15 protein-coding genes are annotated in these 16,060 nt (G+C 44.7%); 11 read left to right on the forward strand and 4 right to left on the reverse strand.

The window, feature by feature from the left end; translation table 11 throughout:
- The first annotated feature begins 39 nt into the window (after window positions 1-39).
- The 3 genes from R7Q41_RS01615 to R7Q41_RS01625 all read left to right on the forward strand — a co-directional run bounded on the left by R7Q41_RS01615 (window position 40) and on the right by R7Q41_RS01625 (window position 2,862).
- Complete coding sequence (locus R7Q41_RS01615) at window positions 40-429, forward strand: cytochrome b562 (protein WP_318144320.1); 390 nt, start codon at window positions 40-42, stop codon at window positions 427-429.
- A gap of 218 nt (window positions 430-647) precedes the next feature.
- The gene (locus R7Q41_RS01620) at window positions 648-1,007 is read left to right on the forward strand and encodes a hypothetical protein (protein ID WP_080276971.1); all 360 of its coding nucleotides are present in this window, start codon (window positions 648-650) and stop codon (window positions 1,005-1,007) included.
- 415 nt (window positions 1,008-1,422) lie between these two features.
- Window positions 1,423-2,862: a PepSY-associated TM helix domain-containing protein gene (locus R7Q41_RS01625; protein WP_169629142.1), complete on the forward strand. Its 1,440-nt coding sequence runs from the start codon at window positions 1,423-1,425 to the stop codon at window positions 2,860-2,862.
- A gap of 50 nt (window positions 2,863-2,912) precedes the next feature.
- On the opposite strand, the gene R7Q41_RS01630 is transcribed toward R7Q41_RS01625, so the two are convergent.
- The 3 genes from R7Q41_RS01630 to R7Q41_RS01640 form a co-directional block, all read right to left on the reverse strand.
- Window positions 2,913-3,296, reverse strand: a complete 384-nt coding sequence (locus R7Q41_RS01630; RefSeq protein ID WP_053303870.1) for a VOC family protein — start codon at window positions 3,294-3,296, stop codon at window positions 2,913-2,915.
- An 11-nt stretch (window positions 3,297-3,307) separates the two neighbouring features.
- The gene (locus R7Q41_RS01635) at window positions 3,308-4,237 is read right to left on the reverse strand and encodes a LysR family transcriptional regulator (RefSeq protein WP_042601221.1); all 930 of its coding nucleotides are present in this window, start codon (window positions 4,235-4,237) and stop codon (window positions 3,308-3,310) included.
- Between the two features lie 77 nt (window positions 4,238-4,314).
- Window positions 4,315-4,788 (reverse strand): hypothetical protein, encoded by a 474-nt coding sequence (locus R7Q41_RS01640; RefSeq protein ID WP_033906704.1) that lies wholly within the window; start codon window positions 4,786-4,788, stop codon window positions 4,315-4,317.
- A 288-nt stretch (window positions 4,789-5,076) separates the two neighbouring features.
- Between R7Q41_RS01640 and R7Q41_RS01645 the strand changes: the two genes are divergently transcribed.
- The 4 genes from R7Q41_RS01645 to R7Q41_RS01660 all read left to right on the forward strand — a co-directional run bounded on the left by R7Q41_RS01645 (window position 5,077) and on the right by R7Q41_RS01660 (window position 8,833).
- Window positions 5,077-5,760: a spondin domain-containing protein gene (locus R7Q41_RS01645; RefSeq protein WP_033906705.1), complete on the forward strand. Its 684-nt coding sequence runs from the start codon at window positions 5,077-5,079 to the stop codon at window positions 5,758-5,760.
- A gap of 9 nt (window positions 5,761-5,769) precedes the next feature.
- On the forward strand, window positions 5,770-6,465 hold the full coding sequence (locus tag R7Q41_RS01650; RefSeq protein WP_318108669.1) for a spondin domain-containing protein: 696 nt from the start codon (window positions 5,770-5,772) through the stop codon (window positions 6,463-6,465).
- Between the two features lie 146 nt (window positions 6,466-6,611).
- A complete protein-coding gene (locus tag R7Q41_RS01655) occupies window positions 6,612-7,343 on the forward strand; it encodes a response regulator transcription factor (RefSeq protein WP_017635499.1) in 732 nt (243 codons plus the stop codon).
- Between the two features lie 116 nt (window positions 7,344-7,459).
- Window positions 7,460-8,833 carry a HAMP domain-containing sensor histidine kinase gene (locus R7Q41_RS01660; protein ID WP_318108670.1) on the forward strand — a complete coding sequence of 458 codons (1,374 nt, stop codon included), beginning with the start codon at window positions 7,460-7,462 and terminating at the stop codon, window positions 8,831-8,833.
- Between the two features lie 27 nt (window positions 8,834-8,860).
- On the opposite strand, the gene R7Q41_RS01665 is transcribed toward R7Q41_RS01660, so the two are convergent.
- Window positions 8,861-9,376, reverse strand: coding sequence for a superoxide dismutase family protein (locus R7Q41_RS01665; RefSeq protein WP_005375091.1), 516 nt, complete (start codon window positions 9,374-9,376; stop codon window positions 8,861-8,863).
- Between the two features lie 541 nt (window positions 9,377-9,917).
- Between R7Q41_RS01665 and R7Q41_RS01670 the strand changes: the two genes are divergently transcribed.
- The 4 genes from R7Q41_RS01670 (at window position 9,918) to R7Q41_RS01685 (ending at window position 16,055) form a co-directional block, all read left to right on the forward strand.
- Window positions 9,918-11,327 (forward strand): aminotransferase class V-fold PLP-dependent enzyme, encoded by a 1,410-nt coding sequence (locus tag R7Q41_RS01670; RefSeq protein ID WP_025768582.1) that lies wholly within the window; start codon window positions 9,918-9,920, stop codon window positions 11,325-11,327.
- A 62-nt stretch (window positions 11,328-11,389) separates the two neighbouring features.
- Window positions 11,390-12,322: a transporter substrate-binding domain-containing protein gene (locus R7Q41_RS01675; RefSeq protein ID WP_005375093.1), complete on the forward strand. Its 933-nt coding sequence runs from the start codon at window positions 11,390-11,392 to the stop codon at window positions 12,320-12,322.
- The gene (locus tag R7Q41_RS01680) at window positions 12,319-14,649 is read left to right on the forward strand and encodes a putative bifunctional diguanylate cyclase/phosphodiesterase (protein WP_318144321.1); all 2,331 of its coding nucleotides are present in this window, start codon (window positions 12,319-12,321) and stop codon (window positions 14,647-14,649) included. The genes R7Q41_RS01675 and R7Q41_RS01680 overlap by 4 nt, the downstream gene beginning before the upstream one ends.
- 212 nt (window positions 14,650-14,861) lie before the next feature.
- Entirely contained in the window at window positions 14,862-16,055 is a 1,194-nt protein-coding gene (locus R7Q41_RS01685; RefSeq protein ID WP_005375095.1) for a glycine C-acetyltransferase, read from the forward strand.
- Window positions 16,056-16,060: the final 5 nt, after the last annotated feature.

Genomic DNA, 16,060 nt, shown 5'->3' on the forward strand with positions numbered 1-16,060 from the left:
CCGACACAGAATTTGGCACTATAAATGGAGAAGTGAAAAATGTTACGTCCTTTAGTCCTAGGGTATGCGATTGCGTTTGGCTCAACATACGCAATGGCAGAAGCGGTTGATTTAAAACAAAACATGCAACAGATGAAGATGGAATTCAAACAGGCGGCAGAAGCATCTGATGTCGAAACCATGAAATCTGCGATTGATAGCTTGCAAGCGATTGTTGAACAATCTAAGCGTGGTAATTACCCACCAGAGAAGTTTGATACTTACTTAGAAGGCTTTAACAAACTGACGGTAACGCTAGATAAGATTGAAGCGGATCTTGATGCGGGCAAGCTACAAGAAGCAAAAGCTCAACTGCGTGAAATCGATAGTCTTCGTGAAGAGTACCACGACAAGCGCAATCCAAGCATTTGGAGCAAGTTGTTCGGCTAATTATCTACTGAGCGGAGCATTTGCTCGTGGCAGTGGGTTACGCGTTATTTCTAAGTAATGAATGAACACATTATCAGCCTGCCATTTCGGCGGGCTTTTTTGCGCCTGTCAATCGATGCATTCAAGAAAACCTGTGAGGTAGCAAGCACTTATTGATCCTGTTTTTGAGCTACCACTCAGAATTGGTTACGCTGTGTGAAATTTGTTAAGTCACCGTTATGCGTAGATTAATTCCTTTTTACCGCTCAATGTTATTTGCTAGTGCTCTCAGTTGGGTGCTAGTGACGCTGATGCCTGTTATCAATGCTCATGGTAACAGCATGGGCGTGTGGGCGACGCTATGTACGCTTAACGGTTTTGAATTGGTTCAAATAGAAGAGGGCGACAATTCGGTTAGCCACAAAGGTAAGCCTTGTCCGTTTAGCCACTTCTCGACTTTTCATCACGATACACTTCCAACGACACCGATACTTTCAAGACAGAGCTTGGTGACTTCTGACAGCTACGCTTATTTGGCTCTAAGTGTGCGATTTGAAACACCAGTTCCTAGAGCGCCGCCGGTTTCCCTTTTCTCATAACGAAAACAATTACACGATACCCAAGTAACCTCGAGATGCTTGGTTCAGCGAGAATGACTTGGTTTGTAGACGCGGTGGCGATTTAAAGGTCTAGTGGTTCTAAATCAAGATATCGACAACAAAGTATACAAGCCAAGACAACTCGCCCTTCGGGAGCGTGTCATTGCTCCGATTGCTGCTTCAAACAACTTGGAAAGAGTGGTCTATTACACAGCGTTGTTTTCTTTGCACTCGAATCAATGACAACGCTCTGAATCCAGCATCTTGAAGTCACTTGGGTATATAGTCAGCAACACTGCCACTTCGAGCAGTAGTACTCCCGAATCTAAGTCAAATAGCGCCGCATACGAATGCGTATGTGTAGGATGCGTTTGGCTGAATTTGGGTGTTCAACAATGAAAAAAGGAAAATACACATGTTGAGAAACTCGGCAAAGCCTCAACTCAAGGAAGCCTCACGCGCAAAATCCATCTACTTTATGACGTGGCGATGGCACTTTTACGCAGGTTTGTTCGTCATTCCATTTATGCTGATGCTTTCCCTAACGGGGTTGGTGATGTTGTTTGATGATGAAATCGAACTGGCTCGATACGAAGCGACATTACAGGTTTCACCACAAGAGCAAATGGTTCCTGTCTCTGCACAATTAGAAACCGTAAAGCAGGCGTATCCCGATTTTAATGTCACCCAATTTGTACCTGCCAAAACGGCCGATATTGCCAACCGATTCTCGATTCAAAACCAAGAAGGCAGCTCTCTGATTGTTGCAGTAAATCCTTACACAGGAGACGTACAAGGCACCATTAACCGTGGTGATAGCATCTATGAACTGATGAACAGCATTCACGGCACCTTGCTCATCGGCGACCTAGGTGACCGCTTAATTGAAATCGCCGCAAGTTTGGGGATTTTGCTGTTGGTGTCTGGTTTGTACCTTTGGTTACCTAGAGACAACGCCAGCCGCGCCGGCTTTTTGAAAATCCGCTTTAACAATGGCCCTCGAATTTTGATTCGTGACCTGCATGCGAATTTAGGTGGTGTGCTGTCGATTGTGCTGTTGTTCTTTTTGATTTCAGGATTGTCGTGGGCAGGGATCTGGGGTGCGAAAATGGTACAAGCTTGGAATACCTTCCCAACCTATTACACATGGGGTGAGAAACCGGAATCCACACTGACACACAAAGATCTTAACCATGGTGCTTCAGAAGAGATGCCATGGAACTTAGAGCTTGCTGCTGTGCCTGAATCGAAAGATAAGCCCGCTCATGATCATGCCAACATGAAGGAAGAGATGGCATACGCAGGCAGCCATGATGCGCTCTCCATTGATGATATCATCCTCAAGGCTGAAATGTTGGGCTTCACTGGTTATAAGTTGTTTTTGCCGCGCTCTGAGACGGGCGTTTACACCGTTGCAGCTAACTCTATGGGCGGCGACATTTCCGACCCAAGACAAGATCGCACCAGCCACTTTGACCAATATTCCGGTCGCTTGTTGGTGGATGTAACGTGGCAAGATTACAGCCTATTTGCCAAGTTCATGGCGGCAGGTGTGTCATTGCATCAAGGTGATGTCAGTGTGCTTAACAAAGTGCTCAACGTGGTGTTCTGTTTGGCGTTCATCTTAATCTCAATTACAGGTGTGGTGATGTGGTGGATTCGTAGACCAAGTCGCAGTGCTGCATTGGGCGCGCCACCTAAGTTTCAGCAAGACGGTATTTGGAAGCTTGGCTTAGTAACGTTGGTGATATTGTGCTTGGCGTTCCCGATGGGTGGTTTGGCAATTGTTACGGTTCTCGCACTGGATTGGCTGTTGTTTAACCGCGTCGAGAAGCTGAAAACGGCGTTGAATTAGTAAAGACAAAGAATGGAATAGTAAAAGAGCCAGCGACGTGCTGGCTCTTTTTATTTCTGGTAAATCTCCAGTGGCAAGCCATCTGGATCTTGGAAGAAGGTAAAGGCTTTGCCTGTGAATTCGTCAATACGAATTGGCTCAACTTCAACGTCATTCGATTCTAGGTAGGCTTTCACCTGTTCAACATCATCTACCAAAAACGCGAGATGTCGTAGCCCTTGTGCTTCAGGAAAGCTCGGTCTCTCTGGTGCGCCCGGAAAGCTAAACAGTTCCACTTGGCTGCCGTCAGGTAAAGCGAGGTCAAGCTTGTAGGAGTCTCTGGCTTCACGATAGTTTTCAGCAATGACTTTTAATCCCAACACTTCAGTGTAAAAGCGTTTTGACTTTGGGTAATCGCTGCAAATGATCGCGACGTGATGAATGGCATTAAACATGGTTAGCCTCTTCAAGCATGGTTAGTATCCTCGGAGACTAAATGCTCCTTAACGAAGTCGATAAACACACGCAGACGAGCGGGCATGTATTTGGTTTGCGCATACTGCATCGCGATAGCGCCATGGTAGTTACTCTTGATCATCCAATCCGGCAGAACCTCTACCACTTCTCCTTGCTCTAACGCGTCTTTGATCACGAAGTCATGGAAGATCCCAATTCCCAAGCCAGACTTAACCCCGTTCAAGCGCATTTGAGAATGGTTGACGGCGTAGCGTCCACTCACGGCAATGGAGTGGAACGCTTCTTCTTTAAAGAATGACCATATGTTGTCTTTGTCGTTCTCGGCAAGATAAATGCAGTCGTGTTGCTCAAGCTCGGTTGGGTGCTCAGGCATACCGTGTTTGGTGAGGTAATCTGGAGAAGCACACAAAACAAGATTGGTCTTGCTGATCTCTTTGAGGACCAGATTCTCATCGGGTTTGTCGGTGAGCTTAAAGGCGACATCAATACCTTGGCGGAAAAGATCGATCTCACCATCTGCTGCACGCAGCTTAAGCTGTATGTTTGGATAACGTTCTAGGAATGGCAACACAAACGGTTGAAGCACCGAATTAAGAAATGCTTCAGGGGCTGCTACTGTGAGTGCGCCTGTTGGCTCAGCATGATCTTCCGCAGATAGCTCAACGGCTTGCTGCGCGGCATTTACCATTGCGATGCTTTGGTCGTAAACCTTTTGCCCAGCTTGAGTGATGATCAACTTACGAGTCGTGCGCTCAAACAGTTTGACCGAGAGGGCTTGTTCCAACCGTGTGATCAACTTACTTAAAGCCGATGGCGTTACGCCGAGTTGTTTAGCAGCAGCGGTAAAACTGCCTTCGTTTACCACCAAGATAAACGAAGCAAGATCAGGAAGTAGGGCAATGAGTTTTGGATTAACCATAATTGTTCAGTTCTGCGCAGCGGAATAACGATATTGTCTGGTACGGTTTCACGAGGTTCAAGTGTCACCGTCTCGCTTTAACGATATTTTGCCAAAAATGCATTGAGTGCAGGCAAGCCAGATTCACCAGTATGGTATTGCTGCCAACAGTGATAAATGGCCGTTTCGTGGTCTGCAATTAACTCGATAGCTTCTCGCTCAGCGATTGAATACTGCTGTGAAGCGTTCACTTCTTCATGCCACTCTCGATACTTGACCTCATAAGGTTCTACCCATTTCAGAAGAGTTGCCACCAACTCTTGCCATGGTAAACCAATCCACTTAGTTGCATCTGCCAAGCCTTTATCCAGCATCTCTTGGTGTCGACTTTCGATATCCATGCCATTTGTTAGCAGTACAGGTTTGAGCTTTTCTGCGGTTAGCTCTTCCACTTCAATCAAGGTTTGCCACAGTGTTTGTTGTTCACTTTGGGTGTAATGGCTCAAGTAGTGGTTGAAAAAAGCGATGCCGTAGATTTCGCCATAGTAGGCAGACAGAACGTTATGAATCATGGTGAGAATCGTGATTTAAACAGGGAATATCGCATTGTAGGAGGGGAAAGCGCGACGTGTAAACACCTGATTAAGAGTAAAAAAGTGCTGCTGACAGAATTCGAACAGAACTTGTGAGAATTTTATGAGAATTCGATGAAGTTGCTGATAGATTTGCTCGTCATTCTTAGAGGCAAGAACGCAAAACGTTCGAAACGTAATGCTTAACCTACTCAAGTCACGAACAAAGAAGTAAAGCCGTACACATGGGCTTGGGTAGTTCAACCCTCATTAAAGGATGGAATCACAATGAAAAAACGTACCCAACTCGGACTCGTCATGACTTCAGTCGCTATGGCACTAGGCTCTGCATCAGTGAATGCGGCGGAATTGGAAATCACCGTGACAAACGCAACCAAAGGCATCTACTTTACGCCTCTTATTGTTGCCGCACATGGTTCTGATCTTCAAATGTTCAGAACGGGTCAAGCAGCAACGCCAGAACTAGAAGCAATGGCAGAAGGCGGTGATATCTCTGGTCTTGCTAGTGTGATTGGTAACGCTGGTGGTGCGGTGGTTGAGAATCCTGCTGGTGGCATTTTGAATCCGGGTGTTGCAACCACCTTCACCTTGGACAGTGGCGACCACGGTTATCTTTCTCTGAGCGCGATGTTGTTGCCAACCAATGATGGTTTCGTCGGTCTGGATAGTTGGAAGATTCCAACGGAAGCGGGTACATACCGAGCAACGCTAAGAAGTTACGATGCCGGTACAGAAGCGAACGATGAACTTGCGTCTAGCATGCCAAACCCACCTTTCATTACCTTTGGTACTGGCGGCACAGGCGTTGAAGCAACGGTAACTAACGACAAAGTTCACGTGCATCCGGGTAACCTTGGTGATAGCGATCCAGCCGGCGGCATCAGTGACCTAGACAGCAGCAGCCATCGTTGGTTAAACCCAGTTGCAACCATCACAATCGTTGTGAAGTAAGGGGGATGTATGAAATACAGAATCTTACTAGTTGCAGCTTCAGTCGGCTTGCTCGCCGGTTGTCCAAGCGATGATGATAACGATGTAGTGAAATCGTACCGCTACACCGTCAACGTGGCGAACTTGACTGCGAATCAACCTATGTCTCCGCTCGCGGTACTCACTCACAATGGTGACTACCAACTGTTTGAAATTGGACAAGTCGCATCTGTTGAACTTGAGCATCTTGCCGAAGGCGGGAGTAACGCTGAGCTGATTGAGTTGATGAACAGCAATGACAGTGTTTACCAAGGTATTTCGGGTAATGGATTGGTGTTGCCTGGCGCATCGGACGAAGTCACCATCACGGTTGACCCTAGTCGTTACGGTTACTTGTCTGTGGCGTCTATGTTTGTAAATACCAACGATGCCTTTGTTGGGGAAACGGGGTTATCGCTCAAATCGCTCGCAGTAGGTGAAAGCTATGAAATGAGCATGAACGTTTGGGATTCCGGCACAGAACTGAACGATGAACTTGCCGCAACCATTCCTGGCCCAGCTGGTGGCGGTGAGGGCTTCAATGCCGCCCGTAATGACAGCAATGACGTTGTTGCTTTTCATGCGGGGGTAGTTAGCCAAGATGATGGATTAGCAAACTCAGCACTTTCGGCGAACCATCGTTTCTTGAACCCAGGTGCAAAAGTCACCATCACTCGAGTAGAGTAACACAGGCTCCGATGACGTCTCCTTTCCAAAGCGCTTGTAGCCGAGCGCTTTATCCCTCATGGCGTCATCGGAACCTTTTTTGAAAGAATTTCTAATTTGTTCCGGTCATGTGCAAAGTGAGGATACTCGAAGGCAAGGAAAGGACCATGGAACAACAGGCAATCAATTTAGTCGCGAACATCTTGTTGGTGGAAGATGACGATGATTTGGCAGAACTGGTTCAGATGCATCTCAAGTTTCAAGGACACCAAGTGTCGCGAGCCACAAATGTCGCCGATGCTAAAACGCAATACCAGCAACAACCCTTTGATTTATTGATCCTTGACCGAGGTTTACCAGATGGTGATGGCCTAGACATCTGCCATTATTTGCGTCAGCAACAAGATTGGAGCCCAGTGCTCATGCTGACAGCCAGAGACGGTGAAATGGACAAGGTAGACGGCTTAGAAGCGGGCGTTGATGACTATATCACCAAGCCATTTAGCGTATTAGAATTCCAAGCACGAGTGCGAAACGTGCTACGCAGAGTCAGCCAAACCGCAGAAGTCAAAGTAGCAAATGAAGTCCTCGATGATGCGATGGATTTTGGTCCGCTGAGAATCATTCCGGAGTTGCACCAAGTATCCCTAAACGACAAAGATGTCACTCTTACCGCGACAGAGTTTACTTTGCTGCAGTTTCTCGCGACTCGTCCGGGCAGAGTCTACAGTAAAGATGAATTGCTCGATCACGTTTGGAACACCAGTCATTCTGGTTATCACCATACGGTGTGTAGCACCATTAACCGTTTACGCAGCAAGCTGTCGTTGTCTGACTCTGATCATCACTTCATTCAAACCGTGTGGGGTGTTGGATATAAGTTTCAGCCAAGACACTAATGCAAGAAAGTAAGTCAAAACATCAAGCCAAGACAGTAAGTCGGCAGTTGTTTTCACCGTCATTTTTCAATCATCACGGGTGTTGTAAAAACACCGCTGTTTAAGGAGGCGATAGGATGAGCTTCAAATCTCGCTTGGTAGTATTTACTAGCTTGTGGTTCTGCCTCGCGGCGGTGGTGATTGCACTGACTTACAATTGGCAAAAAGAAACCATCGAGTTACGCACTAAGCAAAGCCTACATAAAGAGCTAGCCAGCCACATGCGTGATGATAATCCGCTGATGATCGGGACGGATTACAACCCTAAAGCGCTCAAGTCGATTTTTCACACGCTCATGCTGATCGGTCCTGACTTTGAAATCTACTTCCTCGATAGCCAAGGCAATATCACCACTCATGCAGCACCGGAAGGGGCGGAGATCATGGGTAAGGTGGCTCTCAATCCCATTAAGCAATTCTTAAATGACCAGCCTTTTCCTATTTTGGGTGAAGACCCACGTAATCGTGGTGAACACAAAGTCTTTTCTGTCGCAGCGATAGAGGAATTAGGCTCTACGGTCGGTTATCTCTACGTGGTGATTGGCAGTACCCGACATGACGCCATTGCCAATGCTCAAGTCGATACTCCTTATATCGCGCTGGCAGGATTGGTCTTAGTCTCCATCTTAGGCTTTGCTCTTGGGGCTTATGTGCTGGTGAAACGTAGCCTATTGAACCCGATTGAGCGTGTGACCAAGCAACTTCAGCAGCAAGCCGAACATGATTTCCGCCTGCAACCTGATTTTACTCACCAAGTGCCGGAGCTCGTGCCGATTGCGCACTCTTATCAGATGATGGCGAAACACATTCAGCAACAGTTTTTACAGTTGGAGTATCAATCGTCTCATCGTCGTCAAAGCTTGTTGCAGCTTAGTCATGATTTAAAAACGCCGTTATCGAGCGTGCTGGGCTATTTGGAAACGTGGCGTTTGCAACATCCGGAATCTGATCCTTTGATTGACGTCGCTTTCCGAAATTGTGAGAAGCTCTCAACGCAATTGCATTCTTTGTTAGATGCCGCGCGCAAAGAAGCTCCAATGCCAAACTACGAGTACCGCCCCGTAGATCTTGGCGCGTTGATGGCAGAATGTGCCGAAACGATGCAGAGCCAGTTTTCTCGTAAAGAAGTGGTGTTGAAAGTGGATATCGATAACGAAATCCAAACCGTGGGTGATAAAGGACTCTTAGAGCGGTTGGTGTTGAACCTGCTTGAAAATGCATTGCGCCACAGCCCAATCGGCTCGGAAGTGCATTGCCAAGCGCATTTGAGTGAGGATAAGTCGCGCATCCACTTTACCTTCGTCAATCACATCGAGGAAGAAGCGGAGGGCGGTTCTTTGGGGATCGGGACGAAGATTGTCCAATCGATCTTAATGCTTCACCACAGCTACCTTGAGACCAATGCAACATCCTCTCAATATCAACAGAAGTTCACACTTCTCGCAATCTAAAGAGAAGTGTGAGACATAAGTTAATGTTTATTCAATAACACCACATACGACGCGAGCGCCGCCACCACCTAGCTTACTTGGGTGATCGGAGTGATTGTCACCACCTGCATGGATCATTAACGCTCGACCTTTTAAATCCGATAATTTTAGGCGAGGCGCGACAACTGGCTGATTGGCATTGCCGTCCATGTCCACATAGAGTGGAGGCAAGTCGCCTAAATGATTGTCATCGGTCCAAGGATAGCCATGCTTCCCTGTGTTGTTAGGATCATAATGGCCACCTGCTGCGCCGCCTAATACGGTTTTGTCATCCTTTTCTATGCTATCGCAAGATGGATTAGTGTGAACATGGAAACCGTGCACACCTGCTGACAAACCTGATAATTGAGGCGTAAAAACAACGCCATAATCACTTTGTGAAATCTCAATGGTACCAGCGCTCTCATTGGTGTTGAGAGCAGTCATTTCTACCGTTTTTGCTAGCGCGTTAGGGGCGGCGACAAGAGCGGATGCAACTGAAATGCATAGCAATCCTTTTAACATGGGACCTCCTTCTTTTAGGGTGTACGCTCAAGCACATATTAGTGAAAACCTGTTTTACTTATGTCTGTTGAGCGGTGAGTTTATGTCATAGAGTGATGTGTATCACTTTATGGTCTTAAACTGATATCTCGATCCGAAATCAGCTTTCTTTTATTTAGTCTTAACATGTTGAGATCGTTAAGATATAAAAAGAATAGACGCCAATCTTAAAATAGCCTGAATATTTTTAAATTAACGCAAAGTTAAATTTTTAATGACTTTATAACAAAGCTCATAATTGTTTTATAAAGAATTTGGTGGAATTGTCCGCAATAAAGAATAATCAAATTAACGAATATATTAATGTGAACATTGTTGTTTATAGATTTGTGGTCAAACTGTTGCTTATATCATCAAATAAGATAAAAAATTGGAACTAAAGTCACTTAATGGCAGAGGAAAAAATTAAACTCTGATTGTAATGGGTAATAATGTTTTAGTAACAGATAGTTACGCACTTAAAATTAATAATATGGCTAATTTCCGACAAGGATTGAAAAAGATGAAAGACAAGGAATCTATTCAGACTAATAGCAGCCGCCGTAATTTTCTGAAAGGCGCAACAGGAGCTGTTGTTGCTGGTGTGAGTGCTTCCGCTTTCTCAGGCGTAGCTCAAGCACGAGAACAGAAAATTGATTGGAGCAGCCGCGGGCTAGGTAGAAAACACGATAAGCGCTTCTGGCGTAAAGTGCGAAGACAGTTCGTTTTGGACAAACGAACCACTTACATGAACATTGGTACAACAGGTTCAATGCCAAAACATGTTCTTGAAGATTACGAGTATAACAACAAGCTGGTGGCTAAATATCCTTGGGACATGAAAGGCAAATTTGGCTCTTGGCCTTATGTTTCAGAGATGGTTAAAGACGTCGCACCAGGTTTTGGTGCTAACCCAGAAGAGATCATTCTCAGCCGCAACACTACTGATGGCTTATGCTCGATCATTAATGGCTTACACTTTGAACCAGGTGATGTGATTCTAACGACACACCATGAACATATTGCTGCAACATCACCTATGAACGTAGCGAAACATCGTTTTGGTGTGGATGTGGTAGAAATTCAACTACCAGTATTTACTGGTACCGAAAACGTTTCTGAGCAAGATTACATTCAAGCGTTCCGAGACGCGCTTGATGCGAATCAAAACGTTCGCCTAATTGTTTTCTCTCATATCACATACAAAACAGGAACCGCGCTACCAGCAAAAGCCATTTGTGCTTTAGCAAAAGAGTATGGTGTACCTACTCTTGTTGATGGCGCGCATACGGTCGGTATGTTTGACCTTGATTTCCACGATATGGATTGTGATTTCTATGCAGGATCTGGTCATAAGTGGCAGTGTGGTCCGGGCGCGACAGGTATTCTGTATGTTCGTGATAACGGTAACCGTTTGAATGAGTATTGGAGTGACCGAGAGAACCCGTTATGGTTGATCAACTCCTCACTTTCTCATGCTGATTACCTGGGTAAACAGCTGCAAATGCAATACATTGGTAACGATAACTATCCTGCGAAACAAGCACTAGTTGATAGTTGCAAAATGTGGGATGAGATTGGTCGAGACCGTATCGAAGAGCGAGTTGTAAGCCTTGGTAGTTTATGTAAAACCTTGCTTCAAGAGTACTTACCACAAGCCAAAATGTATTCACCAAACGTGGAAGGCTTAACCAGTGGCTTAACGACGGTTAACCCGTTCTCCGATGTAACTAATGAAGAGATACTGACGGAATTCCGAGATCGTTTACGTGAAGAGTATGGTTACATCATCCGTACGACTAGCTTTAAGCTGCATAAGGATGATGACTTTGATACTTACGCGCTGCGTATCTCTACGCATTTGTTCCATGACGAACAAGATGTGGAAGGGCTCGTAGTGGCGATGACGAATTTGTATTACTCGTCGTTCTAACATCGTTGTTTATCACTCAAGCGCCCATTATTGGGCGCTTTGTGAAAGGTAAGGATATTATTATGTCAGTCATAACATTCAAAAGAACTTTAGCGACGGTGGCGCTCATGGTTACCTCTGTTGCGTCGTCTGCCGCTTGGTCAGACGATTTACAACAAATCCGTGAACGCGGTGTACTGCGTCACATTGGTGTCCCGTACGCTAACTTTGTCTCCTATATTGAACAAGGTGAAGTGGAAACTTTGACTGGCTTGGATGTAGAGATAATAAAAGGTTTTGCCAAGTCGTTAGGTGTTCAGTACCAGTATGTTCCAGCACAGTGGAGCGACGTGGTTGGTAAGTTGACAGGGCAAAATGTGCAATATCACAACAAGCAGGCTGTTGTCGGAGAAAGTGTTCCGATTGAAGGCGATTTGATCGCAAATGGCGTTACTATTCTTGATTGGCGCTCTGAGGTTGTCGATTTTTCACAAGATTATTTTCCTTCAGGTGTATGGTTGGTTTCCAGATCCGACTCTAGTCTGAGCCCGATTAAACCAAGTGGGTCGGTCGATGAAGATGTTAAAAACGTCAAGCAGCTGATCGATGGTCGCGAAGTGTTAGCTTTAGAACATTCTTGCTTGGATCCTAACCTTTATGACTTATATGACACAGGTGCAAAAGTTATATTGCCTGATGGGGCGCGTCTCCTTAATGAGATGGTTCCAGCGATAATGAAAAATGATGCGGAAAGCACATTATTAGATGTTGCGGATACGCTAATTGCCCTCGAAAAATGGCCGGGTGAAATAAAAGTCATTGGCCCTATATCTGAAAATCAAAAAATGGCTGTTGCATTCCGTAAAAACTCCCCTGAATTACGCAAAGCATTTGATCGTTATTTAGACTCGATAAAAAAAGACGGTTCATACGAAAAACTAGTAAAAAAATACTATCCATCTATTTACTACTTTTATAACGATTACTTTATAGAAGATAAAAAGAAAGTCCGATGAATAAGGCCGTTAAAAAATTTTCCAGTAAAAGATTTATTACAATAAGCGCAATATTAGTTTCAATTTACTTAGCTATGCTTATTACTGTGACTAGCGTAGGTCAAAATAAATTAAAAGAATCTCAATACAGAGAACTAGATTTAAAAGTAAAAAGTTATGCAAGCACACTCGATAATTTATTTACCATAGCGAGTGAAGATGTTGATAATCTAGCTACAGATAAAACAATACAAACATTCTTTGGTAATTTAGCTTCTGGCATGTCAATGGAGTATGGGTTAGGTGCAAGTTTAATTAATTTAAAGCGTCGCTTCGATGAGAAGATAGACAGTAAGCTAATTAATAGCAGCCAAATCTATAAGAAGCTCACGCTGGTAGGCAGTGATGGAGTCACCATTGTCACCACTGGATCTGAAAACCTTGCCGAGCACAAAATGGACATACAAACCTTAATGACTCAACACGGGCATCCCGAAGAGGTTTGTGCGACGCGATACAATGATGACGTTCGCATTCAAGTCATTAAGCAAGTTAAGTTCTCCGGAAAGCCTGTTGCCTTTTTAATTGCCGATCTTAATAAGAATATTGTTATTGACCAACTTACTAACCAAGAACACGAAGATAGTTATAGCCGAATGGTGCTAAAAATAAAAGACGTGGAAATGGTTGTATGGGATACCATAAATAAAACACCTTCTCACAATAAGGATGAGAACTATTTCGTTTCTGAGGCTATAGACGGAAAAATTTACTTTGAAGTGCCTGTGGATAAACATCACTTCAAATTGATGGCGTGGTTCGAGCCTTTGAGTGAACGAGATATATTTACATCACGGCTCTTTATTATTGGTTTGAGTATTCTCGCCGTTATGATCGTCATTGCTTTATGTTATGCATTCATCACGAACAATAATAGGATTGAATTGAAAATTAAGCTTGAGGAAGAAAAAAAGCGTAAAGATATTCTTTCTAAACAGAATAAAAAATTAACGAACGAAATTGAACGTCGAAAAGCGTCTGAAAAAGAACTCGCCTTCCAAGCTAAATATGACACATTAACCAATTTACCTAATCGTAGTTATGGTTCCGAGCGATTGGCTTTGGAGTTAATTAGGGCATCGCGTAGTGGGTCTAAAGTTTTGGTGATGTTCATCGACTTAGACCACTTTAAGCAGATTAACGATTCAATGGGACACTTTGTTGGGGATGAAATCCTTAAACTCAGTGCTCAGCGACTGTATCAAGTCGCAAGAAAAACAGACTTATTGGCGAGAATTGGTGGGGATGAGTTTTTACTCGTCATCCCAGACTTGCCTGATAATGATACTGCAAAGCGAGTTGCTTCAAGTGTGCTTTCGGCGTTTAACGATCCGTTTGTTTGGAACAACCATGAATTCTTCTTGAGTAGCAGCGTTGGAATGTCTGTGTTCCCGGATGACGGAGACAACGCTGAGCAGCTCCTTGCATGTGCTGATATGGCAATGTATCGGGCGAAACAAGATGGGCGTGATGGCTTTTGTTTTTATAACCATAATATGAACCAAGATTTGCAACGCTATTTGGATCTGGAAAATCGTCTGAGAAGTGCGATCTCCAATCAGTTATTAGAGCTGTATTATCAGCCAATTATTGAGCTGAGTAGTGGTAAAATCGTAGGGGCAGAAGCGCTAATGCGTTGGAATGATAACAAGTACGGATTCGTAAACCCTGAAGAGTTTATCTCTATTGCAGAGAAAAATGGTTTAATTCATCAAATTGGTGAGTTTGCTATTCAACAAGCGTGTCGACAAGCGGCACAATGGCAGAGTCTGACTCCGTTGTTTGTTTCTGTAAACTTTTCTAGTGTTCAATTTAGGTACTGCGAGCGCTTACTTACGTTTATTAAACACAGCCTTGAGGAGTCTGGTCTTCCGTCAGATAAGTTCGATATTGAAGTGACAGAAAGTCTCCTCTTCAATCACGATTCTGAGCTATTAGACATGCTTAATAACTTACGAGCGTTAGGCACCAAACTTACTATTGATGATTTTGGTACTGGTTATTCTGCGCTGAGTTACTTGCAGAAGTTTCCGTTCGACCGCTTAAAGATTGATCGTAGCTTTATGCAAAATATGTTCGAGAACGACTCAGACCGCGAGCTTGTCAACGTAATCATAGCAATGGCGAAAGCGCTGGATCTTAAGATCGTCGCAGAAGGCATCGAAGAACAGCGTCATGTGGATTACCTGAAAAACCTAAACTGTGAGTTCGGACAAGGTTTCCACTATAGCCGACCATTACCTGCTAAGGACTTTGAAGCACTTTTGGCTAAGCCTACCTGGCTATAATTCCTTTTATAACAACCTCATAGAAAAGCATTAATTTAATTTGTGCCTAGGATTCATTAATGCTTTTCCACCTTAAGGTATAATCCTTCCTCCTTCCTTGAATTACACTACAATTAATTGATGAGTGATAGCCCGTGACGCCCGTCACATAAAGGCTAAGCCTAATTCTAAACGAGTAAATACTCGCCAAAATAACTAGGAAGGAATTTCAAATGTCTTCTGCATTCTACCAACAGATTCAGCAGCAAATCGAAGAAGTAAAGGCGGAAGGCCTTTACAAATCAGAGCGTGTCATCACGTCTCAACAGCAAGCGGCTGTTAAAATCTCTACTGGTGAAGAAGTACTAAACTTCTGTGCGAACAACTACCTTGGCCTTGCCAATCACCCGGCACTTATCGAAGCGGGTAAAGCAGGCATGGACGAGCACGGCTTTGGTATGGCTTCAGTACGTTTTATCTGTGGTACGCAAGACATCCACAAAGAGCTTGAGCAGAAGCTTTCTAAGTTCCTAGGTAAAGAAGACACGATTCTTTACACATCATGTTTCGACGCAAACGCGGGCCTATTTGAAACGATTCTAGGTAAAGAAGACGCAATCATCTCTGACGCACTAAACCACGCGTCAATCATCGACGGTGTTCGTCTATGTAAAGCGATGCGTTTCCGTTACTCAAACAACAACATGGAAGAGCTAGAGCAACAACTGATCGCTGCGAAAGAAGCAGGTGCTCGCCACATTCTTATCGTAACGGACGGCGTGTTCTCAATGGACGGCGTAGTAGCAAACCTTCCTGCTATCTGTGACCTTGCAGAGAAGTACGGCGCATTGACGATGGTTGATGACTCTCACGCTGTTGGCTTCATGGGCAAAACAGGTGCAGGTACGCACGAGCACCACAACGTGGTTGACCGTATCGACATCATCACTGGTACGCTAGGCAAAGCAATGGGCGGCGCTTCAGGCGGTTACACATCTGGTAAAGCGGAAGTGATTGACTGGCTACGTCAGCGTTCTCGTCCATACCTATTCTCTAACTCTGTTGCACCAGCAATCGTAAGCGCTTCTATCCGCGTTCTAGATCTACTAGAAGAGAGCGGTGACCTACGTGATCGTCTATGGGAAAACGCAGCACACTTCCGTACTCGTATGGAAGACGCGGGTTTCACAATGGGTGGTGCTGACCACGCAATCATCCCAATCATGCTTGGCGACGCAAAAGTAGCAGCAGAATTTGCAGAGCGTGCGCTGGAGAAAGGCATCTACGTAATCGGCTTCTCATTCCCTGTAGTACCAAAAGGTCAAGCACGTATCCGTACTCAAATGTCTGCGGCGCACTCTCGCGAGCAACTAGACCGTGCAATCGACGCGTTCATCCAAGTTGGTAAGGACATGGGTCTTATTTAAGATTC

It is taken from the genome of Vibrio sp. 2096 (assembly GCF_033339595.1).
In the GTDB taxonomy this organism is placed as follows: Bacteria; Pseudomonadota; Gammaproteobacteria; order Enterobacterales; family Vibrionaceae; genus Vibrio; species Vibrio alginolyticus.

Bases quoted from the DNA above. Each gene is read 5' to 3' on its own strand.
- R7Q41_RS01615 (WP_318144320.1), top strand. From the start codon at position 40: ATGTTACGTCCTTTAGTCCTAGGGTATGCGATTGCGTTTGGCTCAACA.
- R7Q41_RS01620 (WP_080276971.1), top strand. From the start codon at position 648: ATGCGTAGATTAATTCCTTTTTACCGCTCAATGTTATTTGCTAGTGCT.
- R7Q41_RS01625 (WP_169629142.1), top strand. From the start codon at position 1,423: ATGTTGAGAAACTCGGCAAAGCCTCAACTCAAGGAAGCCTCACGCGCA.
- R7Q41_RS01630 (WP_053303870.1), bottom strand. From the start codon at position 3,296: ATGTTTAATGCCATTCATCACGTCGCGATCATTTGCAGCGATTACCCA.
- R7Q41_RS01635 (WP_042601221.1), bottom strand. From the start codon at position 4,237: ATGGTTAATCCAAAACTCATTGCCCTACTTCCTGATCTTGCTTCGTTT.
- R7Q41_RS01640 (WP_033906704.1), bottom strand. From the start codon at position 4,788: ATGATTCATAACGTTCTGTCTGCCTACTATGGCGAAATCTACGGCATC.
- R7Q41_RS01645 (WP_033906705.1), top strand. From the start codon at position 5,077: ATGAAAAAACGTACCCAACTCGGACTCGTCATGACTTCAGTCGCTATG.
- R7Q41_RS01650 (WP_318108669.1), top strand. From the start codon at position 5,770: ATGAAATACAGAATCTTACTAGTTGCAGCTTCAGTCGGCTTGCTCGCC.
- R7Q41_RS01655 (WP_017635499.1), top strand. From the start codon at position 6,612: ATGGAACAACAGGCAATCAATTTAGTCGCGAACATCTTGTTGGTGGAA.
- R7Q41_RS01660 (WP_318108670.1), top strand. From the start codon at position 7,460: ATGAGCTTCAAATCTCGCTTGGTAGTATTTACTAGCTTGTGGTTCTGC.
- R7Q41_RS01665 (WP_005375091.1), bottom strand. From the start codon at position 9,376: ATGTTAAAAGGATTGCTATGCATTTCAGTTGCATCCGCTCTTGTCGCC.
- R7Q41_RS01670 (WP_025768582.1), top strand. From the start codon at position 9,918: ATGAAAGACAAGGAATCTATTCAGACTAATAGCAGCCGCCGTAATTTT.
- R7Q41_RS01675 (WP_005375093.1), top strand. From the start codon at position 11,390: ATGTCAGTCATAACATTCAAAAGAACTTTAGCGACGGTGGCGCTCATG.
- R7Q41_RS01680 (WP_318144321.1), top strand. From the start codon at position 12,319: ATGAATAAGGCCGTTAAAAAATTTTCCAGTAAAAGATTTATTACAATA.
- R7Q41_RS01685 (WP_005375095.1), top strand. From the start codon at position 14,862: ATGTCTTCTGCATTCTACCAACAGATTCAGCAGCAAATCGAAGAAGTA.